Genomic DNA, 16,540 nt, shown 5'->3' on the forward strand with positions numbered 1-16,540 from the left:
GGTTAGTGCTCCAGGGCCTGGTTGAACGGTACATGGAATTCCTTGCAAAGGGCGTCCACCGCATTGCGGGCGTTGTCGGTGACGAAACCGAGCTCCAGCACCAGTACCTGGTAGACGCCGCGCTTGAAGGCTTCTTCACCCAGATGCGCGGAATGTTCCCGCGTGGTGCTGAGAAAACGTACCCAGGACGTCAATACGATCCAGGCATTGATGGTCAGCGATTCGATCTGGGCTGGTGTCATGGCCAGGATGCCCGCCTCGACGAAACCGCGGTAGATCGCCTGGCCCTGACGCAGGCATCGTTCGGAAAAGCACCGATAACGTGCGGCCAGCTCCGGGTCGCTGTCCAGCAGGTGTTCCAGATCACGATGCAGAAAACGGTAGTTCCACATCGCCGCCAGCAGCGCCTTCAGGTAGAAGCGCTTGTCCTCCACGGTCGCCGCACGGCCTTGCGGCGGGCGCAGGAAGCTGTCCACCAGTTCTTCGTACTGACTGAACAGCAAAGCGATGATCGCCTGCTTGTTGGGGAAGTGGTAATACAGGTTGCCGGGCGAAATTTCCATGTGCGCGGCAATGTGGTTGGTACTGACGCTGCGTTCGCCCTGCTGGTTGAACAGCTCCAGGCTGTTCTGCACGATGCGCTCTCGGGTCTTCATGCGCGGGGCCATGCTCAGCTCCCAGTCTGCGGGCCTTCAACAAAGGGGCATCTTACGGCGTATTGGCGGTGGAGTGCACCGCTCGATAAAGCGGAAAAATTCGCACCATGGTACAAATTAGAGTATAGGCTCTAGTGATTTCCTGCTCGGACTCGGAGCCGCCATGAACTCGCCCAGTGCCTTGCCCCCTGTGCAATTCGACCTCGACCTTGCGGCGACGTTCGCCACCCAACGCCAGGCCTTTGCCGGCAACCCACTGCCACCAGCTGCGCAGCGGCGTCAATGGCTGAAAAGCCTGCGGGAAGCCTTGCTGGCCAGCCAGGCCGAACTGATCGAGGCAATCGGCCACGACTTTGAAGGGCGCAGCGCCGACGAAACCCTGCTGGCCGAGCTGCTGCCCTCGGTGCAAGGCCTGCGCCACGCCGAAAAACACCTGCGGCGCTGGATGCGCGCCAGCCGGCGCAGGGTCGGCCTGGCCTTCCAGCCGGCCAGCGCGCATGTGCGGTACCAACCCCTGGGCGTGGTCGGCGTCATCGTGCCGTGGAATTACCCGCTGCTCCTTGCCATCGGCCCCCTGACCTGTGCTCTGGCCGCAGGTAATCGGGTCATGCTCAAGCTCAGCGAGGCCACGCCTGCCACTGGCCTGGCGCTGAAACAACTACTTGAGCAAGTGTTCCCCACCGATCTGGTCAGCGTGGTGCTCGGCGAGATCGAGATAGGCCAGGCCTTTGCCCGCCTGCCGTTCGATCACCTGTTGTACACCGGCGCCACCAGCGTGGGGCGCAAGGTAATGCTGGCTGCGGCGCACAACCTGACCCCCGTCACCCTGGAGCTGGGTGGCAAGTCGCCAGCCATAGTCTCGGCCGACGTACCGCTGGACAGCGCCGCCGAGCGCATTGCCTTCGGCAAGACCCTAAACGCCGGCCAGACCTGCGTCGCCCCCGACTACGTGCTGGTGCCACGCGAGCGTCTGGAGGCCTTCAGCGACGCCTACCAGCGTGCAGTACGCCGGCTATACCCGCGCATCGCCGACAACCCTGACTACACCGCAATCATCAACTCGCGCCAACTACAGCGCTTGCAGCATTTACTGGACGATGCTCGCGCCAAAGGAGCGCAGGTCCTTGACCTGTACCCGGGTGAAACCCGCCAGGGCCGGCGTCTGCCACCACACCTGCTGCTGGGCGTGAACGATGACATGCAGGTGATGCAGGACGAAATCTTCGGCCCGCTGCTACCGCTGGTTCCCTACGACAGCCTCGAGCAGGCACTGGCCTACATCAACCAGCGCCCGCGCCCGCTGGCGCTGTACTACTTCGGCTATGACCGCGCCACACAGGAGCAGGTGCTGCGCCACACCCACTCCGGCGGAGTGTGCCTGAACGACACCCTGCTGCACGTGGCTCAGGACGACTTGCCGTTCGGCGGCATCGGCCCTTCAGGCATGGGCCATTACCATGGTCATGACGGCTTCCTGACCTTCAGCAAGGCCAAGGCGGTGCTGACCAAGCAACGCTTCAACGCTGCCCGGCTGGTCTACCCGCCTTATGGCAAAGCCTTGCAGCGCCTGGTCTTCAAGCTTTTTATCCGCTGAGGGCCGGCAGATGCACCGCCGCGAACTGTTGCGCTTCAGCCTTGGCGCCAGCGTCTTTCTGGCCGGTACCAGCCTGGTCGGCTGCAGCGCACAGACAGCCGCAACGGGTTACCGGGTACTGCGGGACGACGATCTGCCGATGTTGCGCGCGCTGATCCCGGTGGTACTGGCCGGCACCCAGGCCGCCGAGACACTGGTGCTGCATAGCCTCGACCACAAACTGGCAGCGCTTTCGCCGGAAATGCTCAAACTCACCCGGCAGTTGTTCGACGTGCTCAACCTGCCGCTCACCCGCGGCCCCCTGACCGGTGTCTGGGGCGCCTGGGAACGAGCCAGCGCCGCGCAGGTCACGGCCTTCCTGCAACGTTGGCAGGACAGCTCGCTGAATCTGCTGCGCATGGGCCACGCCTCGTTGCTGCAGTTGCTGCAGATGGCCTGGTACGAACGCCCCGAATCCTGGGCCGCCTGCGGCTACCCCGGGCCACCGAAAATCTGAAAACAACAAGAGCAGCACCAATGCCTGTACCCGACCCGTTTCGCCAAGGCCTGGAAAGCGGCTGGATCACCCACGACGCGTCGCGCCTGGAGCACGACCTCACGCTGGAAGCCGACGTTGCCGTGATCGGCAGCGGGGCCGGCGGCGCTACCAGCGCGCAAATGCTCAGCACTGCCGGCTTCAAGGTGCTGCTGATCGAAGAAGGCCCGCTGAAGACCAGCAACGATTTCCACCTGCTGGAAAACGAAGCCTATGCCAGCCTGTACCAGGAAGGCCTGGGCCGCATGAGCAAGGACGGCGCCATCACCATCCTCCAGGGCCGCGCCGTGGGCGGCACCACGCTGGTCAACTGGACCTCGAGCTTTCGCACGCCGCCACAGACCCTGGCGCACTGGGCCGCAGCCCACAACGTGAGCGGCCTGGGCGAGGAGCAAATGCGCCCCTGGTTCGAGCGCATCGAGCAGGAACTGGACATCACCCCCTGGGCCCTGCCACCGAACGCCAACAACGACGTACTGCGCCGTGGCTGCGAACAGCTGGGCTACCGCTGGGCGGTGATCCCGCGCAACGTGCGCGGCTGCTGGAACCTGGGCTACTGCGGCATGGGTTGCCCGGTGAATGCCAAGCAGTCGATGCTGGTAACGCGTATTCCCGCCACCCTCGAACAGGGCGGCGAGCTGCTGTACCTGGCTCGGGCCGAGCGCTTCGAGCACAACGGCGAGCGTATCCAGGGCCTGTCATGCCAGGCGCTGGATAGCCAGGGCATACACACCACAGGCCGGCAGGTCCGCGTTCGCGCGCGTCACTACATCCTTGCCGGTGGCGGCATCAACAGCCCGGCCCTGCTGCTGCGTTCCGACGCGCCCGACCCGCATGGCCGCCTGGGCAAACGGACCTTCCTGCACCTGGTCAACTTCAGCGCAGCACGCTTCAACGACCGTATCGACCCCTACTACGGCGCCCCACAGTCCATCTACAGCGACCACTTCCAATGGCAAGGCGGCAACGATGGCCCGATTGGCTACAAGCTGGAGGTGCCACCGCTGCACCCGGCCCTGGCCAGCACGCTGCTGGGCGGGCATGGCCACGAGAATGCCCAGCGCATGACCGAGCTGCCACATACCCACGTGATGCTGGCGCTGCTGCGTGACGGCTTCCACCCGCAAAGCCAGGGCGGGACCGTGGAGCTGCGCGGCGATGGCTCACCGGTGCTTGATTACCCGGTCACCGATTACCTGCGCGACGGCCTGCGCCGCGCCTATCGCAGCATGGCGCAGATCCAGTTCGCCGCTGGTGCCACCCAGGTCACCCCCGTGCACAGCGATGCCAGCGCCGCGTCCCGCCTGGAACACGCCTTGGCCATGATCGACAAGTTGCGCCTGGAGCCGTTCCGCACGCGCCTGGGCAGCGCTCACGTGATGGGTGGCTGCGCCCTTGGCGACGACCCGCGCCAGGCGGTATGCGACAGCCTGGGCCGCCATCACCAACTGGAAAACATGTCGGTTCACGATGGCTCACTGTTCCCCACCAGCATCGGCGCCAACCCGCAACTGTCAGTGTATGCCATCAGTGCCAGGCTCACCGAAGCACTGGTCGCCCGCCTGGCACACAGTGCATGACAAGGAACAGGCCCCCTGTCTATAGTGCCGTCAGCCGGCCGCATGACTTGGCCGGGGCGCCGTCGCTGCGCTACCATCCGACTCCCCAACGCACTCCAGCCAGGATGACGCGATGAACCGAGTGTTGTACCCGGGTACTTTCGACCCCATTACCAAAGGCCATGGCGACCTGGTCGAGCGCGCCTCGCGGCTGTTCGACCACGTGATCATCGCGGTGGCGGCCAGCCCGAAGAAAAACCCGCTGTTCCCGCTGGAACAACGGGTGGAGCTCGCCCGTGAGGTCACCAAGCACCTGCCCAATGTCGAAGTCATCGGCTTCTCCTCCCTGCTGGCGCATTTCGCCAAGGAGCAGGGCGCCAACGTCTTCCTGCGTGGCCTGCGTGCGGTGTCCGACTTCGAGTACGAGTTTCAGCTGGCGAACATGAACCGGCAACTGGCCCCTGATGTCGAGAGCCTGTTCCTCACGCCTTCGGAGCGTTATTCGTTCATTTCCTCGACCCTGGTCCGGGAAATTGCCGCGCTGGGTGGTGATATCAGCAAGTTCGTCCACCCAGTGGTGGCCGATGCGCTGACTGAACGCTTCAAGAAATAACCTTTAGCGGCTGATCATCGCGCCCGCGTGCACTGCGGGCGCGAATGCGGCACAATTGTGCCCACTGCGTTGAACATGCCCGGGCGCGGAGCCCCGGCCGGAGTCCCCATGTCCCTGATCATCACCGACGATTGCATCAACTGCGACGTCTGCGAACCCGAGTGCCCGAACGAGGCCATCTCCCAAGGCGAAGAGATCTACGTGATCGACCCTAACCTGTGCACCCAGTGCGTAGGCCATTACGACGAGCCGCAATGCCAGCAGGTCTGCCCGGTCGATTGCATCCCGCTGGATGAAGCGCACCCGGAAACCGAAGAAGAGCTGATGGCCAAGTACCGCCGGATTACTGGCAAGGACTGATCGCTCGGCCCTACGCTGTACCTGTAGGAGCGGCCTTGTGTCGCGATGGGGTGCGAAGCGCCCCCCAGATTTCAGCTCAGCGGCAGAAATTGCCGGGGCCGTTTCGCGGCCCATCGCGACACAAGGCCGCTCCTACAAGGTACCGAGTAACTTGCCTCAGCGCTGGCAACGCGGGCAATACACACTCGCCCTCTGCCCCAGCTTCACCTCGCGCAACTCCGTGCCACACACCTTGCACGGCTGCCCGCCCCGCCCGTACACGAACAATTCCTGCTGGAAGTACCCCGGCTGCCCGTCGCCACCGATGAAGTCGCGTAGCGTGGTGCCGCCCTGCTCGATCGCCGCCGCCAGCACGCGCTTGATCTCGATCGCCAGCTTCAAGTAGCGCGCCCGGGAAATCCCGCCCGCTTCCCGACGGGGGTCGATGCCAGCGGCAAACAGCGCCTCGGTGGCGTAGATGTTGCCCACCCCCACCACTACCGCGTTATCCATGATGAACGGCTTGACCGCCATCGACCGCCCACGGGACAGCTGGAACAGCCGCTCGCCGTCGAACAGGTCGGTCAGCGGCTCCGGCCCCAGGCGCAGCAGCAGTTCGTGGTTGAGCGGGTCCAGGCTCCACAGCATCGCGCCAAAGCGGCGCGGGTCGGTGTAGCGCAGCATCAACCCCGACTCCAGCTCGATATCCACATGCTCATGCTTGGCCGCCGGCAAGCCCAGTTCGACCAGGCGCAGGTTGCCCGACATGCCCAGGTGACTGATCAGGGTGCCAACCTCGGCATTGATCAACAGATACTTGGCGCGCCGCTCGACACTGACGATGCGCTGCCCAGACAGGCGCACATCCAGGTCTTCCGGAATCGGCCAGCGCAGGCGCCGGTCACGTACCACCACCCGGCTGACGCGCTGGCCTTCCAGGTGGGGCGCAATACCGCGCCGGGTGGTTTCTACTTCTGGCAATTCCGGCATGTGTCAGTGCCCGCCCAACTCGCGAATGTTCTGCTTGAGGTTCTCGAAATCGTATTCCGACAAGCCGATGTAATCGAGCACCAGCGGGCCGACCACATTCCATTCGTGGTCCACGGCCTGGTTGCCCAGCACCCGGTACGATGCGCAGATGTGCTCGGCCATCTTCAGCACCGCCAGCAGGTTTTTAAGCTGGCTCTGGGTATTGCGCGAACTCTCGTCGCGGAACACCGCCAGAGCGTTGTGGTGGTTGGCAATGGCCGCGCTGAGGTGCTCGGGCAGGCGCCAGGATTTGGCAGTGAAATAGCCGACCACCGAATGATTGGTGTTGAACGCGCGGTTTTCGGTGTCGACCACGCGGGTTTCCTCGTCGGACTTGGCATAGGCCTCTTCCAGTACATCCATGTAGTCGGGGAAGCGCTTGAGCATCAGCGGCACGCCACAGTCATGGAACAGGCCCAGGGTATAGGCCTCGTCCGCCGCCTGGATGCCGGTGCGCTTGGCCAGGGTCAGACAGGTCATCGCCACGTCCTGGGCGGTGTCCCAGAAGCGGTTGAGGGTAACGATGGTCTCGTCGCTCATCTCGCCCTTGATCGACTGGGCATTGATCAGGTTGATGATCGAACGGCTGCCCAGCAGGTTCACCGCGCGCTGGATCGAACCGATCTTGTTGGAAAGGCCGAAATGCGGTGAGTTGACCAGCTTGAGCAAGGCGCCCGAGAGGCCCGGGTCCTGGGAAATCAGCTTGGCGATGGTTTCCAGGTCCGGGTCAGGCATGTACTGCTCGAACTGCAGGTCGACCATGATCTGCGGTTGCGGCGGGATGGTGATGCCTTGCAAGGCTTGCTGGATCTGTTCGGCGCTGAGTTCTTGGGACATACGTGCACACTCGTTTGGGACCGGCGATTCTAACCCTCCAGACCGGAAAGGGACCAACCACTGAATCGTTGCGCCGGAACTTTACTTTATCCATGCGGGCCTCTTTCTCATATTCATCAAGGAAAGGAGCAAGGCCCATGAGTGCAGAACTGAACGGCAAGCGAGTGGCTTTCCTGGTCACCGACGGCTTCGAGCAAGTGGAACTGACAGGCCCTCGCGAGGCCCTGCAACAGAGCGGCGCGGTGGTGGACATCCTCAGCGACAAGGAGGGCACGGTACGCGGCTGGAACCACGACCAGCCGGCCGACGCATTCGCCGTGGACGCAACCTTCGAAAGCGCCCACCTGGACCTCTACGATGCCCTGGTGCTGCCCGGTGGCGTGCAAAACTCTGACACGATTCGGTTGATTCCCGCTGCGCAGAAACTGGTGAAAAGCCACGATTCGGCTGGCAAGCCGCTGGCGGTGATTTGTCATGGTAGCTGGTTGCTGGTGTCCTGCGGGTTGGTCAAGGGCAGGCGGCTGACCAGCTACAAGACCCTGCAGGACGACATCCGCAATGCCGGCGGAGACTGGGTGGATGAAGAAGTGGTAGTCGATGGCAACCTGATCACCAGCCGCCAACCCGACGACATTCCGGCGTTCAACCAACAACTGATCAAGGCATTGGCAGCCTGACGCCATCTCTTGGCCTACGCGAGACCTGTAGGAGCGGCCTTGTGTCGCGAAAGGGCCGCAAAGCGGCCCCGGCAATTTATGCGCCGCTGCTGAAGTTCCGGGGACCGATGCGCAGCCCTTTCGCGACGCAAGGCCGCTCCTTCAAGGGACGTGTGCCCAGGCAACAGGCTATAATCCCGCTCTTTTTTCCCGGAGCGACGTCATGTCCCTGCCCAGCCTACGCCTCAAAGCCAATGCCGACCGCCGCCTACGCGCCGGCCACCTGTGGGTCTACAGCAACGAAGTCGACGTCAGCGCGACCCCGCTGCAAGGCTTCCAGGCCGGCCAGCAGGCTGTTCTCGAGGCGGCCAACGGCAAGCCGCTGGGTATCGTCGCACTGAGCCCGAACAACCTGATCTGCGCCCGCCTGCTGTCGCGCGACGCCAAGCTGCCGCTGGACAAGTCGCTGCTGGTGCACCGCCTGAACGTCGCCCTGTCGCTGCGCCAGCGCCTGTTCGACCAACCGTGCTACCGCCTGGTCTATGGCGATTCCGACTTGTTGCCAGGCCTGGTGGTCGACCGCTTCTTCGACATCCTCGTGGTGCAATTGGCCTCCGCCACCATGGAAGCGCACAAGGACGACGTGATTGCAGCCCTGGTACAGGTGCTCAAGCCAAGCGGCATCCTGTTCAAGAACGATTCCTCCGCACGTGACGCCGAAGGCCTGCAGCGCTATGTCGAGACCGTCTATGGCGAAGTGCCGGACTGGGTGCCGCTGGAAGAAAACGGTGTCAAGTTCGAAGCCCCGGTACGCGAAGGCCAGAAGACCGGCTGGTTCTACGACCACCGCATGAACCGTGCACGCCTGGCGCCGTACGTGAAAGGCAAGCGCGTGCTCGACCTGTTCAGCTACATCGGTGGCTGGGGCGTGCAGGCCGGTGCCTTCGGCGCCAGCGAAGTGTTCTGCGTCGATGCCTCGGGCTTTGCCCTGGACGGCGTCGAGCGTAACGCCGCCCTGAACGGCATCAGCGAGAAACTGACCTGCATCGAAGGCGATGTGTTTGAGGCCCTGCGCGAACTGAAGGCCGCCGAAGAGCGCTTCGACGTGATCATTGCCGACCCACCCGCCTTCATCAAGCGCAAGAAAGACCTGAAGAACGGCGAAGCGGCCTACCGCCGCCTGAACGAACAGGCCATGCGCATGCTGACCAAGGACGGCATCCTGGTCAGTGCCTCGTGCTCGATGCACCTGCCCGAGGACGACCTGCACAACATCCTGCTGACCAGCGCCCGTCACCTGGACCGCAACCTGCAGTTGCTCGAGCGCGGCGGCCAAGGCCCCGACCACCCGGTGCACCCGGCCATCGCCGAAACCCGCTACATCAAGAGCATCACCTGCCGGTTGCTGCCAAACAGCTGATATCCGCTAAAAAGGGCCGCCAAGCGGCCCTTTCCTGCTGCAATCTCCCCGCCAGCTATCCACATCTGCATTCCCTCGCCGCGCCAGCGGTGTAGAATCGGCCTATTCATCGCCAGTCATCCCCGGCGGGTTTATGAGCTCTGCCCAAGCACGCGGCGATCCCGCGCGGTCTTCGGCCCCATCCGTGCCAGTGGCAACCGGCCTGCGGTACAAAGGACAAGAGAAGCTCACTCCCCTTTTTGTGACCTGATTAAGCCGCCAGGAGTGTTTCATGCCTGATTATCGTTCCAAGACTTCCACCCAAGGCCGCAACATGGCCGGCGCCCGTGCCCTGTGGCGCGCCACCGGGATGAAGGACGAAGATTTCAAGAAACCGATCATCGCCATCGCCAACTCGTTCACCCAGTTCGTCCCGGGCCACGTGCACCTGAAGGACCTGGGCCAGCTGGTCGCCCGCGAAATCGAACGCGCCGGTGGCGTGGCCAAGGAATTCAACACCATCGCGGTCGATGACGGCATCGCCATGGGCCACGACGGCATGCTCTACTCGCTGCCAAGCCGCGAGATCATCGCCGACGCCGTGGAGTACATGGTCAACGCCCATTGCGCCGACGCCATCGTGTGCATCTCCAACTGCGACAAGATCACCCCCGGCATGCTGATGGCCGCCCTGCGCCTGAACATCCCGGTAATCTTCGTCTCCGGCGGCCCGATGGAAGCCGGCAAGACCAAGCTGGCCAGCCACGGCCTGGACCTGGTCGACGCCATGGTCATTGCCGCCGACTCCTCGGCTTCCGACGAAAAAGTCGCCGAATACGAGCGCAGCGCCTGCCCTACCTGCGGTTCGTGCTCCGGCATGTTCACCGCCAACTCGATGAACTGCCTGACCGAAGCCCTGGGCCTGGCCCTGCCGGGCAACGGTTCGACCCTGGCCACCCACGCCGACCGCGAGCAGTTGTTCCTCACTGCCGGCCGCACCATCGTCGAGCTGTGCAAGCGCTACTACGGCGAGAACGATGAGTCGGTACTGCCGCGCAACATCGCCAACTTCAAGGCGTTCGAGAACGCCATGATGCTCGACATCGCCATGGGCGGCTCGACCAACACCATCCTGCACCTGCTGGCTGCCGCCCAGGAAGCCGAGGTGGCGTTCGACCTGCGCGACATCGACCGCCTGTCGCGCAAGGTGCCGCAGCTGTGCAAGGTTGCGCCGAACATTCAGAAATATCACATGGAAGACGTGCACCGTGCCGGCGGCATCTTCAGCATCCTCGGCTCGCTGGCCCGTGGCGGCCTGCTGCATACCGACCTGCCGACCGTGCACAGCCGCAGCATGGAAGAAGCCATCGCCAAGTGGGACATCACCCAGACCGATGACGAAGCCGTGCACACCTTCTTCAAGGCCGGCCCTGCCGGCATCCCGACCCAGACGGCATTCAGCCAGTCGACCCGTTGGGAATCCCTGGATGACGACCGTGAGAACGGCTGCATCCGCAGTGTCGAGCACGCCTATTCGCAGGAAGGCGGCCTGGCCGTGCTGTACGGTAACATCGCGCTGGATGGCTGCGTGGTGAAAACCGCCGGTGTCGACGAGTCGATCCTGGTGTTCGAAGGCACCGCGAAGATCTTCGAGAGCCAGGACAGCGCCGTACGCGGCATCCTCGCCGACGAAGTGAAGGCCGGCGACATCGTGATCATCCGCTACGAAGGCCCGAAAGGTGGCCCGGGCATGCAGGAAATGCTGTACCCGACCTCGTACCTGAAGTCCAAGGGCCTGGGCAAGGCTTGCGCCCTGCTCACCGACGGCCGCTTCTCGGGCGGCACCTCGGGCCTGTCGATCGGCCACGCATCGCCGGAAGCTGCCGCTGGCGGTGCTATCGGCTTGGTGCGCGACGGCGACAAGGTGCTGATCGACATCCCGAATCGTTCGATCAACCTGCAGGTCAGCGACGAAGAGCTGGCCGAGCGCCGTGTCGAGCAGGACAAGAAGGGCTGGAAACCGGCTGAAGTACGCCCACGCAAGGTGACCACCGCGCTGAAGGCCTATGCCCTGCTGGCGACCAGTGCCGACAAGGGTGCTGTGCGTAACAAGGCGATGCTGGAAGGGCTTTGATTTTCTGAAGGCATAAAAACCGGCGCCTAGTGCGCCGGTTCTTTTGTGATTTAGTCGTTAGTTTCAATGAAGCGGAGAAACTGTACCCGAGCGAAATACTGATAGCTTTTGAAGAGCTATTCCAAGTGACTCATCATCAAACAATCTGCTTTTCCGTACAGCAGCACCTGCCCCTCCCGACCATTTCTTGAGGTGTTCTCGAACTGCTGGGACTGTCGGCTCAACACCCTCTTCATACAATAGCCAGTCAACCGTAGCCAGAAGCTCCATTCCAAATGGAGACTCGAAGCCATCGATCAAATCAGCAGTAAACTCCAGCGCAGGCAAATAGGCTTTGGCTTCACTGTTCAAATACGCCTGCACAAATGTTTTGCGCCCCTCATCGAACCAAATCACATCGAGAGGACCTGCGTCGCTAATCCGCTTTCCGCAGTGCAAATAGCTTCCGTCCAGATTGTCTAGAAGGTGCTCAAGACGGTTGGCGTAAGGGCCATATTTATGAGCGACAAATTTCAACTCCAGTGGATTGATGCCCGGGGTGAATTGCTCAATTGATCGCTCCAGAAACCAGGCTAGCTTCTGGATCTCAAGCAAGCTGCACTCCATGCCCAATACCCAATAACGGCGCACCAGTTCTGCGATCAATGCACGAGCAGGGGTCAACGTCTCAACACCACTGCGCTTGGATACGTTTTGGTAATTTCCAGTGGGTTCGAAAACGAGAATATCGGCACTCAAATCATCCAGAATACCCTCAATCTGCTCGCGCACCGCAGTCCAAGGCAATCCTCCATTGCCTGCGCCAAGAGGAGGGATAGCGATCGAAGCCACCTGGTTCTCAATAATAAAGCGGCGCAGGTCATGCAACCCGTCAATGATCCAACCAATTTGTGAAGGTGAACGCCAATGCCGCTTGGTAGGGAAATTCACAATCCATCGCGGCCCGTCCAGCTCGCACACTTCCGTAACAAACATCTTTCCGGTAATTACTTCTTTCGCTTTGCAGGCAGCAGCGTACTGGCGATAGTTTTCGACAAAGCGCTCCTTAAACATTAGCGCGATGCCTTTTCCCATCACCCCTACGGTGTTGACTGTATTAACCAGCGCGTCGGCCTTGGCCTCCAGCAGGTTACCTTGCATGAAGCGGATCATCAGAAGTACCACCCAGGACGAGCATGCACGGGGAGATCCAGCTGACGTTGCTGAACCTCCTTGTCGACACGACTCTTCAAAGCTTCGTTGTAGCAGACAATTCCCAAAAGGCCAGCGACCGGGACATGTCCATAGATAAGGGCCTCAGCCTGATAACGCTCCATTTTTCGAGGGTCATCAGGATCACGCTTGAAGTCCCTGCGTTGCAGAATCTCCCAATCGATTTTGTCCAGCTGCGCGAGATCGCTGTAGTAGCCGGCCCAATGCGGGTAAGCATGGGCATCTGTGAACACAAAACGCAGGCCCAGCGATTGGGCATGGTACAGGCTGGAGACAAGAATCACGATCTCTTCGTTCCGCCGCTGCTGAACACTCCAACCCGAGTGGATGTTCTTCATCATCACCGAAAACGGAGTGAAGTAGAAAGGCACATAGTCTGCAAGTGTTCCGTTGGGTTCAATAGGCACGTTGCGTTGAGCTCGCTTGCTGATCAGATCAGGATTGCCGATCCCAACGTAAGCGTTGGACAGCCTCCCGGAGGAGACCGCATGCAACCCATGGTCCAGAAGCCACGGCAGGTTATCGCGATGAACAATTCGCCAGATCAGCGCTTTGGATGGGTTAAGACTGGTATAAATCATCTAGGTGGGAACATGTTTGGATTCGAGTCGACCCACAGATTGCCCATCCCTGCCCCCCTAGCCTCCCGAACGACGGACTGCTGGACTTCAGGTGATGGCGTATAAATTTTGGCAAAATGGGTCGCCAGTACTGGACCCGGAGCTAAGCACTCAGCCATGCAGACATGCTTGCACAAAGGCTCACGATACTCTCGTCGCTCCATCATGTCCCAATCAATTGCGCCAAACCCAGCTTCGTAATCCAGCAACTCAAAAACGCCACCTGCCAACGGATGCCTTGGTATCACGCGCCAGTTAGACTGGCGAGCATGCTCTCGAGCCACGGCAATCAGCACAAAACGCTCGCCCGGTCGATCCTGATGCACTCTGCCATCGAAGGGGTTTTTTGCAAACCAGTGAAATGGCACAAACTGTTCAAGAGCCTCACCTCGTCGGCCTTCGATAATCTCAGGATCAGCGATGTCAGTGAAGCCTCCGTTCAACTGGGCTCTCGGAAGCAAACCGCGCCGCATGATGGAGGGTACATTCCCCACGCTTGTCAGGTGGTAGATGAATTGTTGATCTCGAATAGCCACTGAAAACCTCTGGCAGAAATGATATCCATACGCCATCAAGCGTAGTCATTGGATCCATCTCTGCCAGGATTGACCAGCATTCGAGCGAAATAGCATCACTACTGAATCTGCTCCGGCGTCACGATCACCCAGTTCTTGTCCGCCGTCACCGGCAGCCCTTCCTTGGCCTGCGCCGCGGCATTCCTGGCAATCATCCCGTTCATCTGGTCCATGTACTTGGCCTTGCGGTTTATCCACAGGTGGATGCCACCTTTGCCCACATCCACCCCATGAAACTGCATGTAGCCATCACTGGTCGGCGTATCGCCCCCCACCAGCACCGGTTTCTTCCACTCATCGATATAGGTCAGGATCGCCGCCTGCTTGCCTGCCATCCAGGTGGCCGGGGTCCACAGGTACGGGGTCAGCTCCAGCCCCACGTTGGCCTTGGCATCATAGTGCCCGGCGCTGATCTGCTTGCGCGCGGTGGTCAACTGGCCGCTGACGCGGTCCTTCAGCAACAGGCTCACGCCAATCACATTCTGCGGCTTCACGTTGTAACCGTACTTGGGGTCCGACGCGACCATGCGCACCAGCTCCTCGGAAGCAGCGGAAATCACATAGACCTCGATACCGTTCTCCATCAGCTTGTTGTACAGCTCGGCCTGGCCCTTGAAGACCTTGGGCGGCTGTACCTCGATGGCCTTGACCTGGTCCCCTTCGTAATAGGTGGCCGGGATCGGTTTGCCGGAGGCCATCAGCTCATCCACCTGCACCTTCAGCTCCTGCAGGGTAAAGCCGGAGAACACCTGGGCCACCCACGGGTAGCAGACCATGTCGTCCACTTCGCACAGCCGGTAGTAGTAACTGAACAGGCTTTCCTTGTGCTCGGCGGTGTCCTTGAACGGCATCAGCTTCAACGAGGGGTCGAGCTTGTCGCGGCTCAGCAGGCCCTTGTTTTCCATGAACGGCAGCAAGGCTTCTTCAAGGTCGTAGCGGTAGCTGGTGTTGTCCATGTCGAACACCGCGTAGTTACCCTTGTTGGCATTGGCGGCAATCATGCCGTCGAGCTGCCTGGCTGCCTCGGCGGGCCAGTGCTTGAGCTCGGTGGCGAAGGTTTCGATACTGAACAGCAGGGACAGGCCGATGGCGACGGCTTTCGGAGCGAACTTCATGTACGAATCTCCTGAAATGACCCAGAAACGCTAGTGCAACAATCCCCGCCGGCAGCCCTTGATAACGACCTCCATGCAGCTGCAAACGCCGTGTTCATTGCAATCCGCGACACGCCGTTATTCCATAAACGACTATGCACATTCCATTTGGGTATAAATTCGTTTGTTTTCAGCCTGTTAGCATTTCCGTTCGCAATCGCTCACAGAGGCGATGCCTCTTCTGCTTTTTTCTGCTGGAGCTTCAATGAACCTGCCGCTGTCCCTTAACCTGCTGGCGTTCCTGGCCCTGTTGCTGGGCCTGGCACAAACCCGCCGCACCGACTGGAGCCTGGCCAGGAAAGTATTGCTGGGCCTGGTGCTGGGCGTGGTGTTCGGCCTGATCCTGCATACCGTCTATGGCGCTGGCCACCCCGTACTCAAGGCCACCATCAGCTGGCTCGACCTGGTCGGCAACGGCTACGTCGGCCTGTTGCAGATGATCGTCATGCCGCTGATCTTCGCCTCGATCCTCAGTGCCGTGGCTCGCCTGCACAATGCCTCGTCACTGGGCCGCATCAGTGTGCTGAGCATTGGCACCCTGCTGCTGACCACCGCCATCGCCGCGTTGATCGGCATCGTCCTGACCAACCTGTTCGGCCTGAGCGCCGAAGGCCTGGTGGCCGGCGCGCAGGAAAGCGCGCGCATGCAGGTTATCCACAGCGACTATGCCGGCAAGGTCGCCGACCTCAACATCCCGCAATTGCTGCTGTCGTTCATCCCCAGCAACCCGGTAGGTGACCTGGCACGGGCCAAGCCGACCTCGATCATCAGCGTGGTGATCTTTGCCGTGTTCCTCGGCCTGGCCGCGCTGCAGCTGATCAAGGACGATGCCGAGAAAGGCGAGCGCGCACTGTCGGCCATCGACACCCTGCAGGCCTGGGTGATGCGCCTGGTGCGGGTGGTAATGAAGTTGACCCCGTATGGCGTACTGGCGCTGATGACCAAGGTGGTGGCCAGCTCGAACATGGAAGACATCCTCAAGCTGGGCAGCTTCGTGGTGGTGTCGTACCTGGGCCTGGCGCTGATGTTCGTGGTGCACGGCATTATCCTCGCCGCCACCGGCGTGAGCCCGCTGCGCTTCTTCCGCAAGGTGTGGCCGGTGCTGACCTTCGCCTTCACCAGCCGCTCCAGCGCCGCCAGCATTCCGCTGAACATCGAAGCGCAAACCCGCCGCCTGGGCGTACCGCAGTCGATTGCCAGCTTCAGCGCATCGTTCGGTACCACCATTGGCCAGAACGGCTGCGCCGGCCTCTATCCCGCCATGTTGGCGGTGATGGTGGCGCCGGCGGTGGGCATCGATACCTTCGACCCGCTGTGGATCGCCACCCTGGTGGCCATCGTCACCCTGAGTTCGGCAGGTGTTGCCGGCGTAGGTGGCGGTGCAACTTTCGCCGCACTGATCGTGCTGCCGGCCATGGGCTTGCCGGTGGAGCTGGTGGCGTTGCTGATTTCGGTGGAGCCGCTGATCGACATGGGCCGAACGGCGTTGAACGTGAACGGTTCGATGACCGCAGGGGTGGTGACCAGCCAACTGCTGAAAGAGACCGACAAGGATGTGCTGGCTGGCGATGAACATGCCGAGCTGAGTCATTCCTGACAGATTGCCGGGGGCGCGTTGCGCCCCTGTC

General features: G+C 61.5%; 16 protein-coding genes. 9 read left to right on the forward strand and 7 right to left on the reverse strand.

Annotated elements, in window-relative coordinates:
- Nucleotides 1–2: 2 nt before the first annotated feature.
- The gene (locus E5221_RS26565) at nucleotides 3–668 is read right to left on the reverse strand and encodes a TetR/AcrR family transcriptional regulator (protein WP_182328845.1); all 666 of its coding nucleotides are present in this window, start codon (nucleotides 666–668) and stop codon (nucleotides 3–5) included.
- Nucleotides 669–819: 151 nt separating this feature from the next.
- Here E5221_RS26565 and E5221_RS26570 point away from each other — a divergent pair, with 151 nt between their 5' ends.
- The 5 genes from E5221_RS26570 to E5221_RS26590 all read left to right on the forward strand — a co-directional run bounded on the left by E5221_RS26570 (nucleotide 820) and on the right by E5221_RS26590 (nucleotide 5,317).
- Complete coding sequence (locus tag E5221_RS26570; RefSeq protein WP_247846682.1) at nucleotides 820–2,250, forward strand: coniferyl aldehyde dehydrogenase; 1,431 nt, start codon at nucleotides 820–822, stop codon at nucleotides 2,248–2,250.
- Nucleotides 2,251–2,260: 10 nt separating this feature from the next.
- Nucleotides 2,261–2,746: a twin-arginine translocation pathway signal protein gene (locus tag E5221_RS26575; RefSeq protein ID WP_182328843.1), complete on the forward strand. Its 486-nt coding sequence runs from the start codon at nucleotides 2,261–2,263 to the stop codon at nucleotides 2,744–2,746.
- Nucleotides 2,747–2,766: 20 nt separating this feature from the next.
- On the forward strand, nucleotides 2,767–4,365 hold the full coding sequence (locus E5221_RS26580) for a GMC family oxidoreductase (RefSeq protein ID WP_182328842.1): 1,599 nt from the start codon (nucleotides 2,767–2,769) through the stop codon (nucleotides 4,363–4,365).
- 112 nt (nucleotides 4,366–4,477) lie between these two features.
- Nucleotides 4,478–4,957, forward strand: coding sequence for a pantetheine-phosphate adenylyltransferase (gene coaD / locus E5221_RS26585; RefSeq protein ID WP_003249065.1), 480 nt, complete (start codon nucleotides 4,478–4,480; stop codon nucleotides 4,955–4,957).
- A gap of 108 nt (nucleotides 4,958–5,065) precedes the next feature.
- Entirely contained in the window at nucleotides 5,066–5,317 is a 252-nt protein-coding gene (locus E5221_RS26590) for a YfhL family 4Fe-4S dicluster ferredoxin (RefSeq protein WP_003258518.1), read from the forward strand.
- Nucleotides 5,318–5,473: 156 nt separating this feature from the next.
- Here the strand turns inward: E5221_RS26590 and mutM are convergent, their stop codons facing one another.
- Nucleotides 5,474–6,286, reverse strand: coding sequence for a bifunctional DNA-formamidopyrimidine glycosylase/DNA-(apurinic or apyrimidinic site) lyase (gene mutM, locus E5221_RS26595; RefSeq protein ID WP_010955661.1), 813 nt, complete (start codon nucleotides 6,284–6,286; stop codon nucleotides 5,474–5,476).
- 3 nt (nucleotides 6,287–6,289) lie between these two features.
- Nucleotides 6,290–7,108 (reverse strand): HDOD domain-containing protein, encoded by an 819-nt coding sequence (locus E5221_RS26600; protein ID WP_177328634.1) that lies wholly within the window; start codon nucleotides 7,106–7,108, stop codon nucleotides 6,290–6,292.
- A gap of 191 nt (nucleotides 7,109–7,299) precedes the next feature.
- On the opposite strand from E5221_RS26600, the gene E5221_RS26605 reads away from it, so the two are divergent.
- The 3 genes from E5221_RS26605 to ilvD all read left to right on the forward strand — a co-directional run bounded on the left by E5221_RS26605 (nucleotide 7,300) and on the right by ilvD (nucleotide 11,351).
- Complete coding sequence (locus tag E5221_RS26605) at nucleotides 7,300–7,839, forward strand: type 1 glutamine amidotransferase domain-containing protein (RefSeq protein ID WP_247846683.1); 540 nt, start codon at nucleotides 7,300–7,302, stop codon at nucleotides 7,837–7,839.
- Between the two features lie 202 nt (nucleotides 7,840–8,041).
- On the forward strand, nucleotides 8,042–9,238 hold the full coding sequence (locus E5221_RS26610) for a class I SAM-dependent rRNA methyltransferase (protein ID WP_013974648.1): 1,197 nt from the start codon (nucleotides 8,042–8,044) through the stop codon (nucleotides 9,236–9,238).
- A 271-nt stretch (nucleotides 9,239–9,509) separates the two neighbouring features.
- Nucleotides 9,510–11,351 carry a dihydroxy-acid dehydratase gene (gene ilvD / locus E5221_RS26615; protein ID WP_025340988.1) on the forward strand — a complete coding sequence of 614 codons (1,842 nt, stop codon included), beginning with the start codon at nucleotides 9,510–9,512 and terminating at the stop codon, nucleotides 11,349–11,351.
- A 63-nt stretch (nucleotides 11,352–11,414) separates the two neighbouring features.
- Here ilvD and E5221_RS26620 read toward each other — a convergent pair whose 3' ends face one another.
- The 4 genes from E5221_RS26620 to E5221_RS26635 all read right to left on the reverse strand — a co-directional run bounded on the left by E5221_RS26620 (nucleotide 11,415) and on the right by E5221_RS26635 (nucleotide 14,873).
- Entirely contained in the window at nucleotides 11,415–12,503 is a 1,089-nt protein-coding gene (locus E5221_RS26620) for a macro domain-containing protein (protein WP_182328840.1), read from the reverse strand.
- Complete coding sequence (locus E5221_RS26625) at nucleotides 12,503–13,144, reverse strand: DUF4433 domain-containing protein (protein WP_135001746.1); 642 nt, start codon at nucleotides 13,142–13,144, stop codon at nucleotides 12,503–12,505. Before E5221_RS26625 ends, E5221_RS26620 begins: the two co-directional genes overlap by 1 nt.
- Nucleotides 13,141–13,719, reverse strand: coding sequence for a DarT ssDNA thymidine ADP-ribosyltransferase family protein (locus E5221_RS26630; RefSeq protein ID WP_182328839.1), 579 nt, complete (start codon nucleotides 13,717–13,719; stop codon nucleotides 13,141–13,143). Before E5221_RS26630 ends, E5221_RS26625 begins: the two co-directional genes overlap by 4 nt.
- A 98-nt stretch (nucleotides 13,720–13,817) precedes the next feature.
- Nucleotides 13,818–14,873, reverse strand: a complete 1,056-nt coding sequence (locus E5221_RS26635) for a haloacid dehalogenase-like hydrolase (RefSeq protein WP_182328838.1) — start codon at nucleotides 14,871–14,873, stop codon at nucleotides 13,818–13,820.
- Nucleotides 14,874–15,117: 244 nt separating this feature from the next.
- On the opposite strand from E5221_RS26635, the gene E5221_RS26640 reads away from it, so the two are divergent.
- Nucleotides 15,118–16,509 carry an L-cystine transporter gene (locus E5221_RS26640; protein ID WP_182328837.1) on the forward strand — a complete coding sequence of 464 codons (1,392 nt, stop codon included), beginning with the start codon at nucleotides 15,118–15,120 and terminating at the stop codon, nucleotides 16,507–16,509.
- Nucleotides 16,510–16,540 lie beyond the last annotated feature (31 nt).

This window comes from Pseudomonas sp. A2 (assembly GCF_023100865.1).
Lineage (GTDB): Bacteria > Pseudomonadota > Gammaproteobacteria > Pseudomonadales > Pseudomonadaceae > Aquipseudomonas > Aquipseudomonas asiatica.

Bases quoted from the DNA above. Each gene is read 5' to 3' on its own strand.
- E5221_RS26565 (WP_182328845.1), bottom strand. From the start codon at position 668: ATGGCCCCGCGCATGAAGACCCGAGAGCGCATCGTGCAGAACAGCCTG.
- E5221_RS26570 (WP_247846682.1), top strand. From the start codon at position 820: ATGAACTCGCCCAGTGCCTTGCCCCCTGTGCAATTCGACCTCGACCTT.
- E5221_RS26575 (WP_182328843.1), top strand. From the start codon at position 2,261: ATGCACCGCCGCGAACTGTTGCGCTTCAGCCTTGGCGCCAGCGTCTTT.
- E5221_RS26580 (WP_182328842.1), top strand. From the start codon at position 2,767: ATGCCTGTACCCGACCCGTTTCGCCAAGGCCTGGAAAGCGGCTGGATC.
- coaD (WP_003249065.1), top strand. From the start codon at position 4,478: ATGAACCGAGTGTTGTACCCGGGTACTTTCGACCCCATTACCAAAGGC.
- E5221_RS26590 (WP_003258518.1), top strand. From the start codon at position 5,066: ATGTCCCTGATCATCACCGACGATTGCATCAACTGCGACGTCTGCGAA.
- mutM (WP_010955661.1), bottom strand. From the start codon at position 6,286: ATGCCGGAATTGCCAGAAGTAGAAACCACCCGGCGCGGTATTGCGCCC.
- E5221_RS26605 (WP_247846683.1), top strand. From the start codon at position 7,300: ATGAGTGCAGAACTGAACGGCAAGCGAGTGGCTTTCCTGGTCACCGAC.
- E5221_RS26610 (WP_013974648.1), top strand. From the start codon at position 8,042: ATGTCCCTGCCCAGCCTACGCCTCAAAGCCAATGCCGACCGCCGCCTA.
- ilvD (WP_025340988.1), top strand. From the start codon at position 9,510: ATGCCTGATTATCGTTCCAAGACTTCCACCCAAGGCCGCAACATGGCC.
- E5221_RS26620 (WP_182328840.1), bottom strand. From the start codon at position 12,503: ATGATCCGCTTCATGCAAGGTAACCTGCTGGAGGCCAAGGCCGACGCG.
- E5221_RS26625 (WP_135001746.1), bottom strand. From the start codon at position 13,144: ATGATTTATACCAGTCTTAACCCATCCAAAGCGCTGATCTGGCGAATT.
- E5221_RS26635 (WP_182328838.1), bottom strand. From the start codon at position 14,873: ATGAAGTTCGCTCCGAAAGCCGTCGCCATCGGCCTGTCCCTGCTGTTC.
- E5221_RS26640 (WP_182328837.1), top strand. From the start codon at position 15,118: ATGAACCTGCCGCTGTCCCTTAACCTGCTGGCGTTCCTGGCCCTGTTG.